Genomic DNA, 19,270 nt, shown 5'->3' with positions numbered 1-19,270 from the left:
ACAGGGGCTCCGGCGCGAAGCCGGAGCCCGTTTTTGACTTATGCCTTCGCCCGGCCCAGACTGCCCGACCAGTCGAGCCGCCGGGTAACGAACATCACCCCGGCCAGAGCGGCGAATATCAGCAAAGATCCGATCAGTAGCGAATAAGCCTGCAAGCTGAGCAGGATGTAGATCGCACCATATAGACCCGCGAGCAATCCGCCGACCAGCCCTGCCTTGCGCCAGCTTGCCAGGACCGAAGCCGAATAGGCGGTAATCAATCCAATCGTGGCCGCCGAGGCTGCGACAAAAGCCAAGGCGAAGCCGATGATTTCGGCAAAGGCCAGCAGCAGCACGAAGAACAGCACCAGCGCCGCCCCGATCAGAATATATTGCACAGAGGATATCCGCACGCCACCGATCAGATCGAACAGAAGAAAGGCGACAAAGGTGAAGCCGATGATCAGAAAGCCATATTTGGCTGCCCGGTCGACCTGACCATAGAGATCGACCGGCTGGATCAGATTCACCGTTGCGCTCGCTGCCGCGCTGCCGGGGGAATCGTAAAGATCCGCCCGCAACACGACATCGGGAGACACTGGCTGTCCGGCCTGCAGGGAAACCAGCGAGCTTCCCAGAGCAAGATTTGTTATGGCATATTTTGCTTCAAAGCCATCAGCCGTGACTTTGGTTTCTTCCGTTTCAGGGAGAAAGCCGCCGGTAAAGCTCGGATGGGGCCATTGGGACCGGACCGTCCATTCGGTAAGGCCGGCGTGCGGCGCGACGGTCAGGCTCTGGTTGCCCTTGAAACGCACGGTAAAATCCGCGTCGAGGTTGCCGTCCAGCAGGCTACTGGCATCGACCCAGGCAAAGAATCCGCTGTTGCCGGTCTCGCCTAGTCCCCGGCCCGGTTTGAGCGTCAGCGGCTCGCCATTAACGGTGACTTTATTGTCACCGGCCAGACCGCGCGCGTCGGACAATCCAAAGCGCAGCTCGGCGCGGGCAAAGTCGATGTCCGATTTCAATATACCGTTGCGCTCGAAATCGTCGGGCAGTCGGAAACTGGCGGCGCCTGCGATATTGCTGTCGTATACGACAACTTCATAGATCGCCCGCTTCTTGGTCTGGGTCTTCAGGCCGCTGTCCAGAGTGACAGTTTCAGGTGCCAGATACAGTTCAGCGGTGACTTCGTTGGTTCGCGTCACGCTCTTGCCATTCTGCTCGACCGTTTCCTGCACCTTGGTCTTGTAGGGCAGGACCAGCTTCGGCCCGGCAAATACCTGCTCCCCACCCCAGCCCGATACGATCGATTGCTGAGCGGTCTCGCTCTGGCTCTGCCGGTCGTACACAAGCAGCCATGTCGCGAACAACGGAATCGTCAGCAAAAATCCCATCATGAGAACCATCAGAAATTTTCGCCCGGGAGATCGCTCCGCCCTCTCGCGACTGCTCGCGCCGCCTGTTTCTTGCATCTTGTGTCTCCCTCTTCCATGGTAACAAAGGTTGGTTGCGGGACGCGCGCGTTCGTCTAAACTCCAGCCCAGACCATGTTTCAATCTGCGACAAGCAGAGGCGCACGCGCGCCCAATCGAAAGGCCGTTATGAATATTTCGGATTGCCACAATGTGAATGACTTCCGTGCGCTCGCCAAAAAACGCCTGCCCTTTCCGATATTTGACTATATCGACGGCGCGGCAGACGACGAAGTGACGCGGCGGCGCAACACGCAAGCCTACGAGCGCTGCGATCTCGTGCCCAATGTGCTTGCTGGTGTCGAGAATATCGATATGAGCACGACCGTCATGGGCCAGAAGCTGGCGATGCCGCTATTCCTGTCCCCCACCGCCCTGCAGCGACTGTTCCACTGGCAGGGCGAACGGGCGGTCGCGCGCGCAGCAGAGAAATTCGGCACCTATTTCGGAATATCCTCGCTCGGTACGGTGAGCATCGAGGAAATCGGCGCAAGCATCAGCACGCCGAAAATGTTCCAGCTCTATGTCCACAAGGACAAGGATCTCAACCGGTCGATGGTCGAGCGCTGCAAGGCGGCAAAATTCGATGCGCTGACCCTGACCGTCGACACGATTGTCGGTGGCAATCGCGAGCGCTGCCTGCGCTCGGGTTTCACCAGTCCGCCCCGGATCACCCCGACCAGCTTCTGGAGCTATGCCGCGAAACCGGCCTGGGGCCTGAACTATATGTTCCGCGAGAAGTTCGAGCTGTCCAATCTGAAGGACCATGTCTCGGAAGGCACCAGCGTGCCCAACTCGGTGGCCGACTATTTCACCAATATGCTCGACCAGTCGCTCGACTGGAAAATGGCCGAGGAAATCGCGAAGGACTGGGGCGGTGAATTCTGTCTGAAGGGCATCATGTCGGTCGCTGACGCGAAGCGCGCGGTGGATATCGGTGCCACCGCGATCATGGTATCCAATCATGGCGGACGGCAGCTCGACGGCAGTCGTGCGCCCTTTGATCAATTGGCCGAGATTTGCGATGCCGTCGGCGACAAGCTGGATGTGATCTGCGATGGCGGCATCACCCGCGGCAGCCATGTGCTGAAAGCGCTCAGCGTCGGGGCCAAGGCCTGCTCGGGCGGAAGGCTCTATCTCTATGCCCTCGCTGCCGCCGGACAGGCGGGGGTTGAGCGAATCCTCCATTTGCTGCAGAATGAAATTGAACGCGACATGAAACTAATGGGCGTCACAGCGGTTGATCAGTTGAACCGCGGCAATCTGAGATTTCGATAACCGGCGCGGTCAGGGGATTGAAATGAACAATTTGAGCAAATTTGCCGGACTGATGCTGGCTTTTACCGTCCCGGGGACGGCCCTGCTGGCGCAGGAAGGCGCGAAGCAGGATTCGACGCTGGAACAAGCAGGCAACAAGGTCACCGAACCGTTTGACGGCAAAGAGGTCCCGCAAAAACTGCTCGACATACAGGATGATCCCTATTCGCTCAGAGGATTGCGCCGCTGCGCGGCGATCATCACCGAGGTACGCGAACTCAATGCCGTCCTGGGACCCGACGTTAATGAAGAGGTCGACAAGAGCCTCGCCAAGAAACGCGAGGAAACCGCTGCCCGGGTCGCCGGCAGCGCAATCGGGTCGATCATCCCGTTCGGCGGGATAATCGGCGAGGTAACCGGTGCCAATGCCGAGCGCCGCCGCTACAACAAGGCCATCTATGCCGGTACGGTCCGGCGCGGTTTTCTGAAAGGCGTCGGCCTGCAACGCGGATGCAAGGCACCCGCACGACCGTAAATCAACCTTGGGGGCAACAAGGGAGACATATCATGGCGCCAGCCAGATATATTATCATCTTCGGACTAGCGGCGCTGCCGCTGGCGGCCCAGCCATTGCAGGCGGCATCGCCCAATGTCGAGCGTCCGATGGTCAATCATGTCGAGGACGCGGTGACGCAGCCGGCCAAGGACGTGAACTTGAAGAAAGACGAAATACCGCCGCGTCTGCTGGAAATCCAGAAGGCCCCTTATGACCTGACCGGGATCAGCGGTTGTCGCGCCATCACCACCGAAATCGCCAGTCTTCGCCCGATGCTGGGCCCGGATATCAACGAGGATCCGCGGATCACCCGCGCGGAAAAGCGCGAACGCAGTGTCAGCCGTGTTGCCGGCGGAATATTGGGCGGTTTCATTCCCTTCCGCGGCGTGGTTCGTGAGGTCACCGGCGCCAATGCCGCGCGTGAACGCTACCAGCGCGCCCTGTCGGCAGGCTTTGCCCGTCGCAGTTTCCTCAAGGGCATGGCAGTCAGCAAGGGATGCATGCCGCCGTCCCTGGCCTCCTAGCGGAATGTGTCGACAAAGAACCACAGGGCGATGGCAGCCAGAAAAATTGCAAATCCGCGCCGTATCAGCCCGGCATAGGGACCGCTGCTGAGCCAGCCATGCGCGCGACCGGCGAGCGTCACGATGCCCAGATGGATCAGCGTGGCAATTGTGACATAGGCGATCGACAGTTGTGCCGTCTGCAGCCTTACCGAACCCTCGGGGACAATATATACCGGCAGCACCGCAATAAAGAATAGCGCGGCCTTCGGATTGAGCAGATTGATGATCAGCCCGCGACGGAAATGTCTGGCAGCGGTCCCGTCCTTGTGGATCGCGGACGGCGACACGTCCCGCACTCCCGCCCAGGCCTCCCACGCCAGCCACAACAGAAAGCCCGCGCCCGCATAACGCAACAGATTGAACAGCAAGGGGGACTGTTGCGCCAGTTGCGCCAGCCCGAAAGCCGAAGCAGCCGCGACCATCGCCAGCCCCAGCCCGATACCCGCCGTCGCCGCAAAGCCGGCCCGCCTGCCCTCGCTGGCACTCAGCAACGCCAGCCAGCCCATGTTCGGACCGGGCGTCAGTTCAACCAGCAGGGCGACAAGGAGAAAGGAAGGAAGCATGGGCGCGAGCATCGGATTGCTTCTATCGTCATTACCAGGCGGGTGGAAGTCACTGAAGATTTTAGCGGCAATGTTTAAAAGTTCCGGCCTGTCATGCCAGCGCAGACTGGCAGCCAAACCAATGGTGCGATGAGGAAACAGCCGTTCCCTCACACGCAACCGTTATCAGTCCCGGCCTGCGCCGGGACCACGCCAGTCAACGGTAATTTTTCAAACTAGTCCCGGGGATCAATAAACCCGCTTCTTCGGCTTCACATAGGTTGCTTCGTCGGTCAGCGTGTAATCATGCACGGGGCGATAGCTGATTTCGCTCTTGCCACCCTTGCCGCCCCAGCCTTCGAAGGTGATGACGGTGTGCTTCATCCATTCCTTGTCGTTCCGGTCTTCATAATCCTCGTGCATATGCGCGCCGCGGCTTTCCTTGCGGTTGGCGGCGGCCTTGATCGTGACCATGGCCTGGCTCATCAGATTGTCGAGCTCGAGCGTCTCGATCAGATCGGTGTTCCAGATCAGCGACCGGTCGGTCACGCCGACATCGGCAAGCTTGGCATTGACCTGGTCCATCGCGGCAACGCCCTCTTCGAGCAGCTTGTTGTCGCGGAACACGGCGGCGTGCGCCTGCATGGTTTTCTGCATTTCGAGACGCAGGTCAGCGGTCGGGATCGATCCCTTGGCATTGCGGAAATGGTCGAGACGCTGCAGCGCCAGGTCGGCGCTATCCTTGGGCAGCGGCTTGTGCGACGCATTGGGGGTCAGCTTTTCCTTCAGACGCAGACCGGTCGCGCGGCCAAAGACCACCAGATCGATCAGCGAGTTGGAGCCGAGACGGTTCGCGCCGTGCACGGACACACAGGCCGCTTCGCCGACGGCATAGAGACCCTCGACAATCGCGTCCGGATCATCCGCAGTCGGATTGATAACTTCGCCATGATAGTTACAGGGAATGCCGCCCATGTTGTAATGGACCGTCGGCACCACCGGCAAGGCTTCGCGGGTCAGATCGACGCCGGCAAAGATCTTGCCGGTTTCGGTGATACCCGGCAGCCGTTCGGCCAGCACTTCGGGCGCGATATGGTCGAGATGGAGATAGATATGATCCTTCTCCGGCCCGACACCGCGGCCTTCACGAATTTCGGTGGCCATGCAGCGCGAAACCACGTCGCGGCTGGCCAGATCCTTGGCGCTCGGTGCATAGCGTTCCATGAACCGCTCGCCCTCGCTGTTGGTCAGATAACCGCCCTCGCCACGCGCGCCTTCGGTAATCAGCACGCCCGCGCCGTAAATTCCGGTCGGGTGGAACTGGACAAACTCCATGTCCTGCAGGGGCAGACCCGCGCGCAGCACCATGCCACCACCGTCACCGGTGCAGGTATGGGCTGACGTGGCGCTGAAATAGCATCGGCCGGAACCACCGGTGGCCAGCACCACAGCATGGCTGCGGAAACGGTGGATCGATCCGTCTTCCATACAGATCGCGATCACACCCCGGCATTCGCCGTCTTCCATGATCAGATCGATAGCGAAATATTCGATGAAGAAATCCGCGTCATATTTCAGGCTCTGCTGATAGAGCGCGTGCAACATGGCATGGCCGGTACGGTCGGCAGCAGCGCAGGTACGCTGGACCGGAGGCCCCTCGCCCATATTCTGCATATGACCGCCGAACGGGCGCTGGTAGATGGTGCCGTCCTCGTTGCGCGAGAATGGCACGCCGGCATGTTCCAGTTCGTAGACCGCCTGCGGTGCTTCGCGCACCAGATATTCGATCGCGTCCTGGTCACCGAGCCAGTCGGAGCCCTTGACCGTGTCATACATATGCCACTGCCAGTGATCGGGCGTGTTATTGCCCAGCGATGCGGCAATCCCGCCCTGCGCCGCAACCGTGTGCGAGCGGGTCGGGAAGACCTTGGTGATGCAGGCCGTTTTCAGGCCGGATTCCGCCGCGCCCATGGTTGCGCGAAGGCCGGATCCGCCGGCACCGACAACCACGGTGTCATAAGTGTGATCGATGATCTTGTAAGCAGGCTGGGTGGAAGTATCAGTCATTATGCGGCCACTCCGGTAAAGGCTATTTTCGCGACCGAGAAAATTCCCAGGGCCGCGCCGCCGATGGCGAAAAAGTTGAGCAGTACGATCAGGCCGAATTTGACGCCATGATCCGGGATATAATCCTCGATCAGCACTTGCAGCCCGAGACGCAGATGCCAGAAGATGCTGACCAGCATCAGCATCATCGGCACGGCAACCAGCGGCGAGGACAGCCATTCGACCATCAGGCCATGTTCATAGTTCGGCAGCCGGACGAGCGAAAAGACCAGCCAGAGCAGCAACAGCAGATTGCTGGCCGCGGTGACCCGCTGCACTATCCAGTGATGTGCGCCTTCCTGCGCTGATCCGAGGCCGCGTACCCGACCGATATTGGTTCCTGAACCCATGTTCCGATTCCTGTTCTAAAGAATATTCTTGGAAGCGATGTAGAGCCACATCGCGCCGGTGGTGAGAATCGCTGCCAGAGGCACGGCAATCGACCACATTTTGTTGGCTTGCAGTTCATAGCCGGCACCCGCATCGAGCACGAAGTGGCGCAGTCCGCTATACATATGCTCGAAAAAGGCAAAGCTCATGCCGACGAGAATGATGTAACCGGCATAGCCCCAGTGGAACCAGCTGAGAAAATAGTCATAGCTTTCCGGCCCGGCAGCAATGGCATAAAGCCACCAGACCAAAAGCGGCACGCCCACGAGCGCCATAGCGTCGCCGGTGGCCCTGTGAAGAATGGACACCAGCATATGCGGCCCCCATTTATAAACCTGCAGATGCGGTGAAAGCGGTCTGTTCGATGCTGAACCTGATACGCCGGACATTATATTCCCCTGAACAATATCTCCGGATGATGCCGGAGTCTTTGAAATCGAACCAATCCCTTAGCGAAAAGCGCGTATCATGCAAACCGGATGCGCATGATTTAGACAATTTATTAGTGCAAAATCCTGCGATCCGATTGCAAAGCCTGAAATTCGCATCATCGATGGACGCGGGCGCCCTGTCGTTCTAATCCGTCCGGCATGAGCAACAGCAAAACACATATATTGGTAACCGGGGCCAGCCGCGGCATCGGCAAGGCCATCGTCGAATCACTTGTGCAGGACAATGTTTCGGTCGTCGGCCAGAGCACGGCGGGGGATGACGACCTGTTGGCAGCCGACTTCACGCGGGACGGCGCCGCCGGCCTGTTATGGCAACAGGCGCTCGAGCGGCTCGACGGCCGCATCGACGTGCTGGTCAACAATGCCGGCCTGTTCCAGCCCAACCCGCTCGCCGCCGACGACTGGCTGGAAAGCTGGGACCGGACGATGACCATCAACCTGACCGCGTCCGCCGAACTCTGTCGCCTGGCCGTCCTGCATTTTCAGCAGCACGACGAACCGGGCCGGATCGTCAATATCGCGAGCCGCGCCGCCTATCGCGGCGACAGCCCCGACCACTGGCATTATGCCGCTTCCAAGGGCGGTATGGTGGCGATGACCAAGACCATCGCCAGAGCTTATGCCCGGAACGGGATTCTGGCCTTTGCCATCTGCCCCGGCTTCACCATGACCGGCATGGCGGAAGATTATCTGGAAAGCCGCGGCGGTGATAAATTGCTCGCCGACATCCCGCTTGGCCGGGTCGCCCAGCCGGCAGAGATCGCCTCGATCGCGCGCTATTGCGCGCTCGATGCCCCTCCGAGCATGACCGGCGCCGTGCTCGACGCCAACGGCGCGAGCTTTGTCCGATGATCGCCCGCGAACATCTGGACACCGCTCCCATCCCCGGCGGCGATGAACTCCGCCTGTTCCGTCGGGAACTGAAAGGCGCGGACGAATATTCGATCATGCTCGGGCGGATCGAGCTGATGAACAGCCGGCTCAGCGGGTCGGAAGAAGCACTCGCCACCCTCGCCTGCGAACGGCTGGCTGTCAAAAACCCGCGCCTGCTGATCGGCGGCTACGGCATGGGCTTCACCCTGCGCGCGGCCCTCTCGGTGCTGCCGCCACAGGCGTATATCGAAGTCGCCGAGCTGATCCCGGCCATCGTCAAATGGGCGCGAGGGCCGATGGCGGACCTGTCGCAAAATTGCCTCGACGACAGCCGCGTGAGCATCACGCTGGGCGACGTGTGCGATGTCATAGCCAAGGCAGACCGGGAATATGACGCAATATTGCTCGACGTCGACAACGGCCCGGATGGCCTGACCCACGAAGCCAATGACCGGCTCTACAGCATGGCCGGACTTGCAACGGCAATGAAGGCGCTGCGTTCCAAAGGAATATTGGCGGTCTGGTCAAGCGAGGGCGATTCAAAATTCACCGCTCGCCTGCACAAGTCCGGTTTCGCCGTCGATGTTAAAACCGTTGCCGCCCGCGCCAATGGCAAAGGCGCCAAACATACGATCTGGCTGGGGAAGAAAGGCTCATAGCGATCAGCACCGCTCAGAACCGGATATCAAACACCAAAAAACTCCACAGTCCCGCCCCCGCCAGAACGATGCTGCTCGCCAGCAAGGCCGCAACCGCCGACCTGCCGCTTTTCCAGCCAGCGGTGACGCCCGCGACCGCGGCCTTGAACAGCATATTGGCCAGGACCGTCATCGCCAGCACGAACCCCGCAAGTTTCGGCATGATGGTGTCCGCCGGCAGCGCGCCCAGCGTGATGATTGCCGCGTCGACGTCAAAGGATCCCATGATCAGAACCAGATAGGCAATTCCACTGGTTCCGAATTCCGTTTCCGCCCAGCGCGCCGCCAGGGACATTGCCGCAACCGTCAGGGCAAAGAAGAAGGCAGGCAGCAAGCGGACCGGATTGCGTGTTTCCACGCTCTCGTCCGTTCTGGCTGCCCCGCTTCGCCGCAACAACAGCAAACCAATGACGGCCGCCACCAGCGCGGCCGGAGTGAGGATCATCGCCAACGGCACAAAGGCAAAACGCGCGAGAATGAAGGTCAGCAGCAATACCCGGACGTACATCACCGACGAGGCCAGCGCGATGCCCGCCGACAGGGTCCGCCCGTTGCTGTCTTCGCCGCGCAACCTCTGGGCCAGCGAAGCCGTCACCGCGGTGGAACTATAAGCGCCTCCGATGACCGCCGTGACCACCGTCCCGTGTTGTGCGCCGAACAGGCGGTTGGCGACATAGCCGGCGAAAGAGAGACCCGTCACCAGTATCACGACGAACCACAATTGCTGCAGGTTGAACGCGTCGTAGGGACCGAAGTCTCGCTCCGGCAGAAACGGGAGAACGGCCAATGCGATCAGGGCGAAGCGGATCATCACCTTGATGTCTGTCGGCCCCAGCCTGCGCATAAGCCCGTGCAGTTCCGACCTTAGCGACAGCAAGCCGGTGACAATCGCGGCCCCGGCCATGGCCAGCGCCGGAAAGCCGCTCCCCGCCACCAGGCCTAGGCAGAGCGTGAGCAGCGAGACCACGAAATTGGTGATACTGCGCCCGTCCGGTTCGTGGATGGTCCTGAAATGGCTGATCGACAACATGGTGACCACTCCGGTCAGCAATATGGCGGAGATGACCAGACTGAGGCTCTGCGCGATCAGGGCGACCAGCCCGCCCAGCCCGGCGATCAGACCGAAAGTACGAATTCCCGCAACCCGCGAGCCTTCTTCCTCGTCGCGCATCGTCCATCCGCGCTCGACGCCGATCAGCAGGCCCGCCGCCAGCGCGATCGCAAGATCGCGATAGACCAGCCACTCGCCGGAAAATTCCGTCAGCATGGCCAATATGATGCCCCGTCGTGCAATCCGGACCGTGTCATGATCATGTCGGCACAGTGGTGGACGGTCTGGCGATTGCCCATGCGTAATAACCCGTAGTGTTAAGCCGAACCGGCAGCGAACCGGACAGACCAATAACAGACCAATATGCGCCCCGTCGATTTTTCCTCTCTTACGGCGCTGGCAAAAGCCCGCAAGCTCGGCTAACGGCTCTCCATGCTTAATTTCAGCAATATAACCGTGCGCCTCGGCGGCACCGTGATCCTCGACGGCGCGACCGCTTCGCTGCCTCCCGGCGCCCGCGTCGGCATGATCGGCCGCAATGGCGCCGGCAAATCGACGCTTATGAAGGTGATCGCCGGCATGCTCGAGCCCGATGACGGCAGCGTGGATATGCCCAAGGACGCGCGCATGGGCTATATTGCCCAGGAAGCGCCCGCCGGACAGGACAGCCCGCTCGATACCGTGCTCGCCGCGGATACCGAGCGCGCCGCACTGCTGGAAGAATCCGAAACCGCGACCGACCCGCACCGGATCGGCGAAATTCACGAGCGGCTGAACATGATCGACGCGCATAGCGCTCCGGCGCGCGCGGCCAAAATCCTGATCGGGCTCGGCTTTGACGAAGCGGCGCAACAGCAGCCGATGGACAGTTTCTCCGGCGGCTGGCGGATGCGCGTGGCTCTGGCCGCCCTGCTCTTCTCGCAACCCGAACTGCTGCTGCTCGACGAGCCGTCGAACCATCTCGATCTCGAAGCGACCATGTGGCTGGAGAATTTCCTGACCAGCTATCAGGCAACAATCCTGGTGATCAGCCACGAACGCGACCTGCTCAACAATGTGGTCGATCATATCCTGCATCTGCAGCACGGCACCACCACCCTCTATCCGGGCGGCTATGACGCGTTTGAAAAGCAGCGGGCCGAGCGGCAGGCGCAACAGGCCTCGGCGCGCGAGAAACAGATCGCTCAACGCGAGAAGCTCGAATCCTTCGTCTCCCGCTGGGGCGCCAAGGCACATAGCGCGAAACAGGCGCAGAGCCGGGTCAAGGCGCTTGCCCGGATGGAACCGATTGCCGCCGCGATCGACGATCCCTCGCTCAGCTTCCATTTCCCCAGCCCGGCGGAACTGAAGCCGCCGCTGATCACGCTGGACGATGCCGCCGTCGGCTATGGCGACAATATCATCCTGTCCGGTCTCAACATGCGGCTCGATCCCGACGACCGGACCGCGCTGCTCGGACGCAACGGCAATGGCAAGACTACGCTCGCGCGGCTGCTGGCCAGCCAGCTCGAACCCAAAAAGGGCGCGATCAACAAATCCGGCAAGCTGACGGTCGGCTATTTCACCCAATATCAGGTCGAGGAACTGGACACGTCAGACACGCCGCTCGAACATATGACCCGGCTGATGAAGGACGCGAAACCGGGGGCCGTACGCGCCCAGCTGGGGCGCTTCGGCTTTTCCGGCGACAAGGCGACGATCAAGGTCGGCAAGCTGTCCGGTGGCGAACGGGCGCGGCTGGCGCTGGCGATGATCACCCGCGATGCGCCGCATCTGCTGATTCTCGATGAACCGACAAACCATCTCGACGTCGACGCCCGCGAAGCTCTCGTGCACGCGCTCAACGAATATAGCGGCGCCGTCATCCTGGTCAGCCATGACCGCCACATGCTCGAACTCACCGCCGACCGGCTGGTCATGGTCGACAGCGGCAAGGCCAAGGAATTTGCCGGATCGCTCAAGGATTATACCGATTTCGTCCTCGGCAAGAACCAGCCGGCATCGGCGGGTGGCAAGGCCAGCGGCGGCAACCGCAAGGAAGAACGGCGCGCGGCCGCCGAACGGCGCAAGCAGCAAACCGAATTGCGCAAGACGATCACTGCCGCCGACAAGGAAATGAAGCGTCTGGCCGAAGAAATCTCCGCAATCGACCGCGCAATGTTCGACCCGGAAAGCGCGGCAGCACAACATGCCGATCTGTCGATGACCGAGTTGATGAAACTGCGCGCCGACAATCAGGACAAGCTCGATGCGGCCGAAACCCGGTGGATGGAAGCCAGCGACAGGCTCGAACAGGAAAATGCCCATGCCTGACCGGCAGATCTCTGACCGGCACAGCTCTGACGGTGTCGTCCGTTGAGCCAGACCTGGAAAGTCTCGATCCCCTGTACCCGCGCCGAGGCCCGGGCGCTGGCAGCGGACAATCTGTTCATCTCCTCCAGCGATTCGACGCCCACGATCGTCGCCAGCGAAACCGATCCCAAGCGTCCCGACGAATGGATGATCGACGTCTATTGCGAGGAAAAGCCGGATTCTGAAATGCTGACCAATCTTCTGCACCTGTCAGCTTCGGCGGAACAGGACGGGATTCAGCCGATTGTCACTCTGCTCGGCGACGAGGACTGGGTGACGCTCAGCCAGCAGGGGCTTGAACCTTTGCGCGCCGGGCGGTTCCATGTTCACACGTCGAGCGACCGGCCATCCGACGATCCGAAACTGACCAATATCTGCATAGACGCCGGCCGCGCCTTTGGCACCGGCCATCATGAAACGACGATGGGCTGCCTGCAAAGTCTCGATCGGCTGCGGCGCACCGGCCACCGCTTTCGCAATATCGCCGATGTCGGCACCGGCACCGGCCTGCTCGCCTTTGCCGCGCACCATCTCTGGCGCGATGCGAAAATCATTGCCAGCGATATCGACCCGGTCGCTGTGGACGTCACCGGCACCAATGCCCGGTTGAACAATATCCCGCAGGGCAAGGGCCGCAGCCAGATCCGCCTGGTCCAGAGCAACGGCCTCGATCATCCCGCGCTCAGGCAGCGCACACCGTTCGACCTGGTCATCGCCAATATTCTCGCCGGCCCGCTGGTCGCCCTCGCCCCGCAAATCGCTTCCGCCTCCGGTGCCGGGACCGTCCTGCTGCTCGCCGGCCTGCTCAGCCGGCAAAAAGCCGAAGTCGTCCGCGCCTATGTCCGGGAGGGCTTTCGCCTGAAACATTCCCGGCTGGACAATGAATGGCCCTGCCTGACTCTGGTCAAGGCGAGAAAATACGGCTGGACCCGCAAGCCGCACCGCAAAAAGTCACCACTGGCATCGGATTATTTCGGGGAATGCTAGACATGCTCCGCACCTGATGCGGAGCTTTGCCGGCAAGCACTGCCGCTCGTAGACCAGGAGCTTCGCATCACGTGCGGAGCACATCCCGATCAGACAACCGTAGCTTCGCCCTGCGACTGCGCATAGGCCTGCGTGCCTTCGGTCAGCACCACATCGCCTTCGACAATCTCGGCAATCCTGATATCCGGAAGCTCGGCAATCCTGTCATAGAGCGGCTTGAAATCGGTCTCCACCGTCACCCGCAGCAGCTCGTCGAGGCTCGGGATGACGAAATAATTCTGCTGGTAATCGTCGATCCTGTATTCAGTGCGCAGCACCCGTTCCAGGTCGAACATGATCCGGTTGGGACTCGGATCATCAAGCGCAAAAACGCTCTCGCCATAGCTGGAAACGATGCCCGCGCCATAGATGCGCAAGCCCTCGGCTTCCTGGATCAAACCGAATTCCACGGTATACCAATACAGCCGCGCGAGCTGTTTCAGCGTGCCATATTTCAGCGCCCGCAGCCCGCCGCGCCCATAAGCCGCCATATAATCGCCGAAACGCTGGTCGGCGAGCATCGGTACATGACCGAAGACATCGTGAAAAATATCCGGTTCCTGCAGATAGTCGAGCTGATCCCGCCGTCGGATGAAATTGCCGGACACGAAACGCCTATTGGCGAGATGGTCGAAAAACACCTCGTCGGGCACCAGACCGGGAACCGCCACGACCTGCCAGCCGGTGGCGGCCATCAATATCCGGTTGAGCTCCTCAAAATCGGGAATGCCGGGTTGGGACAGCTTCAATATGTCAATGCCGTCGAGAAACGCCTGCGCCGCCCGGCCCGGCAGCATTTTCTGCTGGCGCGCGAACAATATGTCCCAGGTCTCGTGATCTTCGGCCGAATAGCTTTTCCAGTCCTGATCGATCGTCCAGTCCGCATTTGCGTGCGCTGGCGGCTTGTCATAGACATGGGTTTTGGCGGTTTCGGTTTCGGGACTGTCGAGCATGACGGCATCTTACAGCAGAAAAGGTTTCAATGGCAACTACGGTGCTCATTTGGTTGAAACGCGGCGTCCAGGCCCTGCTTGCGGTAATAGCCCTCTATCTGCTCGCGGCGCTCGCCGGCAGCCTGCTTCCCGCCAACCAGCACTGGCAAAGCCCCGCGGATGGAATCGAACTGTTCATCGAGACCAACGGCCTGCACAGCGGTATCGTCATGCCGATCTGGAACGAGGTCCACGACTGGACACCGCTGGTCCGTCCCGAACATCTTGCCGACCCGTCATATTATGGCAGCCATATCCTGGTCGGCTGGGGCCATGCGGGGGTTTATCGCAATACCCGCGAATGGAGCGACCTGCACGCACGCGACGCGATCAGCGCTGTCTTTGGCAGCGACGATGTACTTGTCCACGTCCATCACCTGAAATATCCACAGGCTTATCCCTATTATCGCCGCCCCCTGAAGGTCAGCGCGGCCGGATATCGGAAGATCGCAACAGCGATCGAAGCCCGGTTTGATCTGGACAATCATTATCGCTCGCAACCGTCGCCCGGCTATGGCGAGGATGATCTTTTCTATGAGGCACATGGCTATTACAGCGCCTTGTACAGCTGCAACAACTGGACCAGCGACATCCTGCAACAGGCCGGCATTCGCACCGGACGCTGGACGCCATTCCAGGGCGGCGTGATGCGCTGGTTTCCTGAAAGCTTGGAGTGAAGATGCAGCGCCGCCCCCGTTGAACGACCGCAATCGCCATAACCGGTCCTTCGACAAGCTCAGGACGAACGGGTGGGGGAGACCTTGCGATGGGTGGTACAATGGAGGCCGTTCGTGGTGAGCCTGTCGAACCACGGCTCGCGTCTGATCGACACTGCGGAACGAAAGGCAGGCCCTAGCGTCCCCCCATATCCTGCAACCCCGCCCGGTCCCTGATCGTGACAGAACCATAGCCCGGCTCGATCATCCCCGCCTGTTCCAGTTTCGCCACGGCTTTGCCCAGCGACACCCGCGACACGCCGACCAGATCGGCCAGATCCTGCTGCGTCACCCTCACCTGCGGCCGATCACCCGATAGCTGCAGCAACGCCTGCGCCAACCTTTGCGGCACCGACAGGTTGCGACTGAACTCGATCAGATCGAACGATTCCTGCACCGTCAGCGCCATCGTCTTGAGCAGCAGCCCGATCACCGCCGGATCGGAGTCCATCAGGCTCTGCAACTCGCTCTGCCCGATCCGGATCAGCCGGCAATCGCTGCCGGCGATCGCATCCACCGTCCGCGGAAATTCGCCTAGGAAGGCCAGTTCGCCAAATGTATCACCCGCGCCAATCAGCGCAAACAAAGTCAACCGGCCATCCATGCCATAGCGCCCGACCTGCACGGATCCCGTTTCGATGAACCAGAATTCCTTTGCCTCGTCGCCGCGCTGCTGGATGATCTGGCCCCTGGCAAAATTACGCACCTGCCCCCGCGCGAGCAAATCGCTGCGGATCGCCTCGGGGAGCGCTTTCACAAAACCGGTTCCGGCGATTGGTGCGGGCGCGTTCATCGGCAATATCGCAAATGATAACCTGTTTGCATTTCTGATCAATTACATCGGCTAGCGAAGATCTGCAAGCAATCCTCTGGGAGAGACATCATGCGTCCTGAGCTACTGGCGATCACCGGAATATTCCTCGTCTTCGGCCTGCTGGAATTTTCCCGCACACAATTGTTCAGCAAACCTGAACAGACTCGCGACGACGCGCTGGTCGAGATTATCGGCTCGTTTGTGCTGCTGGTCATCACCCAGCCCGGCATCATCCTCGCCGCCCAGCTGATTCTCGGCAGCGTGGCTCCACAATGGCAGGGCGCGCTGGCGAACATTCCGCTAATCGCCGCCATCGCCCTTTTCCTGGTCTTCGACGACATGATGCAATATTTCTGGCACCGCCTGTCGCACAGCGTGCCCTTTCTCTACAATCTGCACCGCTCGCACCATAATGCGCGCTACATGAGCGTGCGGCTCGTCTACCGGAACAATATCTTCTATTATCTGACCATGCCGAGCATCTGGTTTTCCGGCGCGCTGATCTATCTCGGGTTGGGCTGGGTCTATGTCGGCTATATCATCGTCAAGATGGCGGTGATCGTCGGCGCGCACAGCGATGTCGCCTGGGACGCAAAGCTCTACCAGATCAAATGGCTGTCGCCGCTGATGTGGGTCGTCGAACGCACGATCTCGACCCCGGCCACCCACCACGCCCATCACGGCCGCCACAAGAGCGACGGCGTGACCCACTACAAGGGCAATTTCGGAAATTTGCTATTCTTCTGGGATGTGCTGTTCGGCACCGCCCATATCACCCGCCGCTATCCCGATAGCTATGGCGTGGAAAATCTCGCACCAGCCACTTTAGGTCAGCAACTCGCCTGGCCGATCTTTCCAGAAAATAAGGAAGGCGGCCACGGCGTAAAAGAGCTCGCAACAATCGAAGCGAGCGCCAAGGCATAGAAAGCTTGGGAGAGAGGGGCGGCGGTCGTTTGCATGAAGTGCAAGCGGCCGCCGGACTTCTCATCGAATGGAACCATTTTGGGCGACCAAGAGATCCGTTCGTCCTGAGCCTGTCGAAGGACTTGGTGACACACAGGTGCTTCGACAGGCTCAGTACGAACGGTGACGTCATCCGCTACCCCGCTGCCTTAACAATCTCGGCCCAAGCCGCTTCGTCGATCACCTCAATACCCAGTTCAGTCGCCTTCTTCGCTTTCGACCCCGCCCCCGGTCCGGCGACCACCAGATCGGTTTTCGCGCTCACCGAGCCGGACGCCTTGGCGCCCAGAGTCTCTGCCTGCGCCTTGGCTTCGTCGCGGCTCATCGTTTCCAGCTTGCCGGTGAAGACAACCGTCTTGCCGGCGACCGCGCTGTCGCGGGTTTCGACGATATAGTCGGGCGGTGAGACCTCGCTCAGCAGATCCTCCCAGACGGCGCAATTGTGCGGTTCGTGGAAGAAATCGGCGAGCGCTTGCGCCACCGTCGGGCCGACGCCGTCGATCGAGGTGATTTCCGCCCAGGCCGCATCACCGGCTTCGGTTCCCGTCAAAGCGGGCCCACCTTCCCCGTTCGTGTCGAGCGAAGTCGAGACACCCTGCCCAGCATCCCCGTCTCTCGACTGCGCTCGAGACGAACGGTATTTTTCCGACCCTTGCGCAATCTCCGCAATCTCTCGCAAACGCGGCAAGGTCCTGAAGTTCTTCAGCAAATCCTTTGCCGTCACAGTTCCAATATGGCGGATTCCCAGCCCGAACAGCAGCCGCGCCGCGTCCGGCTGCCGCTTCTTTTCCACAGCCGCCAACAAATTATCCACAGACTTGTCCTGCCAGCCTTCGCGCGCCAATATTTCCGCGCGATGCTCGTGCAGCCGAAAAATATCGGCGGGGCTTTCCAGCCAGCCTGCTTCGATAAATTCGGCGATACTTTTCTCGCCCAGCCCATCGATATCCAGCGCCACCCGCGAGACAAAATGGACCAGCCGCTGGAACCGCTGGGCCGGGCAGATCAGGCCGCCGGTACAGCGGACATCGACTTCGCCTTCCTCGGCCACCGCTTCGCTGCCGCATTCGGGGCAATGGTCAGGGAAATGATAGGGTTCGCGCGCTTCGTCGCGGGTGAGATTGTCGACCACCTGCGGGATCACGTCCCCGGCCCGCTGGATCACCACCCGGTCGCCGGGCCGCACGCCGAGCCGTTCGACTTCGTCGCGATTGTGCAGCGTCACATTGGACACCACCACGCCGCCCACCGTCACCGGTTTCAGCCGCCCGACCGGCGTCAGCTTGCCGGTGCGCCCGACCTGGATATCGATCGACTCAAGCGTCGTCTGCGCTTGTTCCGCCGGGAATTTATGCGCAATGGCCCAACGCGGCGCCTTGGCGACAAAGCCGAGCCGCTGCTGCCAGTCGAGCCGGTCGACCTTGTAGACCACGCCGTCGATATCATAAGGCATGTCCGCCCGCTCGGCCTCGATATGGCGATAATGGGCGAGCATCTCGTCGAGCGCTTCAAAGCGCCGGACCAAGGGCGAAACTGGCACGCCCCAGCTTTCGATCGCCTGCATGACGTCAAACGCCGTATCGCCCGGCAGTTCGCTGTGCACGCCCCAGCCATGGGCCCAGAATTTCAGCGGCCTCTTCGCCGTAATATTCGCGTCTTTCTGCCGCAGCGATCCAGCGGCAGCATTACGCGGATTGGCGAACTGGCGGATTTTCTCTGGATCAAAATCAACGCCCTTGGCTTCCGCATCGGCCCTGCCCTCGTCCATAAGACGCTCGTTCAGCCCGGCAAAATCGGCCTTGGCCATGTAGACTTCGCCACGGATTTCGAACAGGTCGGGGACAGTGTGAGAAACCGTTCGCCCTGAGCCTGTCGAAGGGCCTTTCTCGTCCGGACGCCGTGCTTCGACAGGCTCAGCAAGAACGGCAAGCCGCTCCGGAATATCCGCAATCATCCGCACATTGGCGGTCACATCCTCGCCCACCTGCCCGTCACCGCGCGTCGCCGCCAGCACCAGCTCGCCCTTCTCGTAGCGCAGCGAACAGGACAGCCCGTCAATCTTGTCCTCCGCCGTCACCGCCACCGGCGCGCCCTCGTCGAGATTCAAAAACCGCCGCACCCGCGCCAGCCATTCGGCGATATCCTCGTCGGAAAAGCCGTTATCGAGGCTCATCATCCTTTGTTCGTGCTTGACCTTCGACAAGGGCGAAGCCGCCACCGCCGCCCCGACCAGCTTGTTCGGGCTGTCGTCGCGCACCAGATGCGGAAAGGCCTCCTCCAGTTCGTTATTCCGCCGCACCAGCGCGTCATAATCCGCGTCGGAAATCTCCGGTGAATCTTCGGCATGGTAAAGCTTGTTATGCTTCGCAATCTTCCGCGCCAGGCGCATCAGTTCGTTGGCGGCATCGGCTTCGGAGAGGTTTTCAGGCGGAGTAGCGCTCACAATAAGCCCCTCCTCTTCAGAG

At 60.7% G+C, this 19,270-nt stretch carries 18 protein-coding genes; 9 read left to right on the top strand and 9 right to left on the bottom strand.

Annotation, left to right across the window (positions count from 1 at the left end; genetic code table 11):
• Positions 1-38 precede the first annotated feature (38 nt).
• Complete coding sequence (creD, locus tag SPHFLASMR4Y_RS03040; RefSeq protein WP_089132248.1) at positions 39-1,451, bottom strand: cell envelope integrity protein CreD; 1,413 nt, start codon at positions 1,449-1,451, stop codon at positions 39-41.
• A 129-nt stretch (positions 1,452-1,580) separates the two neighbouring features.
• Here creD and SPHFLASMR4Y_RS03035 point away from each other — a divergent pair, with 129 nt between their 5' ends.
• From SPHFLASMR4Y_RS03035 to SPHFLASMR4Y_RS03025, 3 genes are read left to right on the top strand one after another with little or no spacing between them, the layout of a single operon-like run.
• Positions 1,581-2,729, top strand: a complete 1,149-nt coding sequence (locus SPHFLASMR4Y_RS03035; protein ID WP_089132247.1) for an alpha-hydroxy acid oxidase — start codon at positions 1,581-1,583, stop codon at positions 2,727-2,729.
• 22 nt (positions 2,730-2,751) lie between these two features.
• A complete protein-coding gene (locus SPHFLASMR4Y_RS03030; RefSeq protein ID WP_089132246.1) occupies positions 2,752-3,243 on the top strand; it encodes a hypothetical protein in 492 nt (163 codons plus the stop codon).
• Between the two features lie 32 nt (positions 3,244-3,275).
• Complete coding sequence (locus SPHFLASMR4Y_RS03025) at positions 3,276-3,788, top strand: hypothetical protein (RefSeq protein ID WP_089132245.1); 513 nt, start codon at positions 3,276-3,278, stop codon at positions 3,786-3,788.
• Here the strand turns inward: SPHFLASMR4Y_RS03025 and SPHFLASMR4Y_RS03020 are convergent.
• The 4 genes from SPHFLASMR4Y_RS03020 to sdhC all read right to left on the bottom strand — a co-directional run bounded on the left by SPHFLASMR4Y_RS03020 (position 3,785) and on the right by sdhC (position 7,257).
• Positions 3,785-4,405: a LysE family translocator gene (locus SPHFLASMR4Y_RS03020; RefSeq protein WP_089132244.1), complete on the bottom strand. Its 621-nt coding sequence runs from the start codon at positions 4,403-4,405 to the stop codon at positions 3,785-3,787. The two genes, SPHFLASMR4Y_RS03025 and SPHFLASMR4Y_RS03020, sit on opposite strands and share 4 nt — an antisense overlap.
• 216 nt (positions 4,406-4,621) lie before the next feature.
• Entirely contained in the window at positions 4,622-6,439 is a 1,818-nt protein-coding gene (gene sdhA / locus SPHFLASMR4Y_RS03015) for a succinate dehydrogenase flavoprotein subunit (protein ID WP_089132243.1), read from the bottom strand.
• Positions 6,439-6,828 carry a succinate dehydrogenase, hydrophobic membrane anchor protein gene (gene sdhD, locus SPHFLASMR4Y_RS03010; RefSeq protein ID WP_089132242.1) on the bottom strand — a complete coding sequence of 130 codons (390 nt, stop codon included), beginning with the start codon at positions 6,826-6,828 and terminating at the stop codon, positions 6,439-6,441. Before sdhD ends, sdhA begins: the two co-directional genes overlap by 1 nt.
• 15 nt (positions 6,829-6,843) lie before the next feature.
• Positions 6,844-7,257 carry a succinate dehydrogenase, cytochrome b556 subunit gene (gene sdhC / locus SPHFLASMR4Y_RS03005; protein WP_089132241.1) on the bottom strand — a complete coding sequence of 138 codons (414 nt, stop codon included), beginning with the start codon at positions 7,255-7,257 and terminating at the stop codon, positions 6,844-6,846.
• Between the two features lie 201 nt (positions 7,258-7,458).
• On the opposite strand from sdhC, the gene SPHFLASMR4Y_RS03000 reads away from it, so the two are divergent.
• On the top strand, positions 7,459-8,172 hold the full coding sequence (locus tag SPHFLASMR4Y_RS03000) for an SDR family NAD(P)-dependent oxidoreductase (protein WP_089132240.1): 714 nt from the start codon (positions 7,459-7,461) through the stop codon (positions 8,170-8,172).
• Positions 8,169-8,852 (top strand): spermidine synthase, encoded by a 684-nt coding sequence (locus tag SPHFLASMR4Y_RS02995; protein WP_089132239.1) that lies wholly within the window; start codon positions 8,169-8,171, stop codon positions 8,850-8,852. Before SPHFLASMR4Y_RS03000 ends, SPHFLASMR4Y_RS02995 begins: the two co-directional genes overlap by 4 nt.
• Positions 8,853-8,865: 13 nt before the next feature.
• On the opposite strand, the gene SPHFLASMR4Y_RS02990 is transcribed toward SPHFLASMR4Y_RS02995, so the two are convergent.
• Complete coding sequence (locus SPHFLASMR4Y_RS02990) at positions 8,866-10,158, bottom strand: MgtC/SapB family protein (RefSeq protein ID WP_089132238.1); 1,293 nt, start codon at positions 10,156-10,158, stop codon at positions 8,866-8,868.
• Positions 10,159-10,374: 216 nt separating this feature from the next.
• On the opposite strand from SPHFLASMR4Y_RS02990, the gene SPHFLASMR4Y_RS02985 reads away from it, so the two are divergent.
• Complete coding sequence (locus SPHFLASMR4Y_RS02985; protein WP_089132237.1) at positions 10,375-12,255, top strand: ABC-F family ATP-binding cassette domain-containing protein; 1,881 nt, start codon at positions 10,375-10,377, stop codon at positions 12,253-12,255.
• A gap of 42 nt (positions 12,256-12,297) precedes the next feature.
• Positions 12,298-13,281 (top strand): 50S ribosomal protein L11 methyltransferase, encoded by a 984-nt coding sequence (locus tag SPHFLASMR4Y_RS02980; protein ID WP_089132236.1) that lies wholly within the window; start codon positions 12,298-12,300, stop codon positions 13,279-13,281.
• Between the two features lie 89 nt (positions 13,282-13,370).
• Here SPHFLASMR4Y_RS02980 and phhA read toward each other — a convergent pair whose 3' ends face one another.
• The gene (phhA, locus tag SPHFLASMR4Y_RS02975) at positions 13,371-14,273 is read right to left on the bottom strand and encodes a phenylalanine 4-monooxygenase (protein WP_089132235.1); all 903 of its coding nucleotides are present in this window, start codon (positions 14,271-14,273) and stop codon (positions 13,371-13,373) included.
• A gap of 41 nt (positions 14,274-14,314) precedes the next feature.
• On the opposite strand from phhA, the gene SPHFLASMR4Y_RS02970 reads away from it, so the two are divergent.
• Positions 14,315-14,989 (top strand): TIGR02117 family protein, encoded by a 675-nt coding sequence (locus tag SPHFLASMR4Y_RS02970; protein ID WP_186266033.1) that lies wholly within the window; start codon positions 14,315-14,317, stop codon positions 14,987-14,989.
• 175 nt (positions 14,990-15,164) lie between these two features.
• Here the strand turns inward: SPHFLASMR4Y_RS02970 and SPHFLASMR4Y_RS02965 are convergent, their stop codons facing one another.
• Positions 15,165-15,821, bottom strand: coding sequence for a Crp/Fnr family transcriptional regulator (locus tag SPHFLASMR4Y_RS02965; RefSeq protein ID WP_089132233.1), 657 nt, complete (start codon positions 15,819-15,821; stop codon positions 15,165-15,167).
• 90 nt (positions 15,822-15,911) lie between these two features.
• Between SPHFLASMR4Y_RS02965 and SPHFLASMR4Y_RS02960 the strand changes: the two genes are divergently transcribed.
• Complete coding sequence (locus tag SPHFLASMR4Y_RS02960) at positions 15,912-16,766, top strand: sterol desaturase family protein (protein WP_089132232.1); 855 nt, start codon at positions 15,912-15,914, stop codon at positions 16,764-16,766.
• 175 nt (positions 16,767-16,941) lie between these two features.
• On the opposite strand, the gene ligA is transcribed toward SPHFLASMR4Y_RS02960, so the two are convergent.
• On the bottom strand, positions 16,942-19,194 hold the full coding sequence (ligA, locus tag SPHFLASMR4Y_RS02955; RefSeq protein ID WP_260807135.1) for an NAD-dependent DNA ligase LigA: 2,253 nt from the start codon (positions 19,192-19,194) through the stop codon (positions 16,942-16,944).
• Between the last annotated feature and the right edge of the window lie 76 nt (positions 19,195-19,270).

Source organism: Sphingorhabdus sp. SMR4y (assembly GCF_002218195.1).
Classification (GTDB): Bacteria; Pseudomonadota; Alphaproteobacteria; order Sphingomonadales; family Sphingomonadaceae; genus Parasphingorhabdus.
This window is presented reverse-complemented; position numbering and strand designations above follow the sequence as displayed.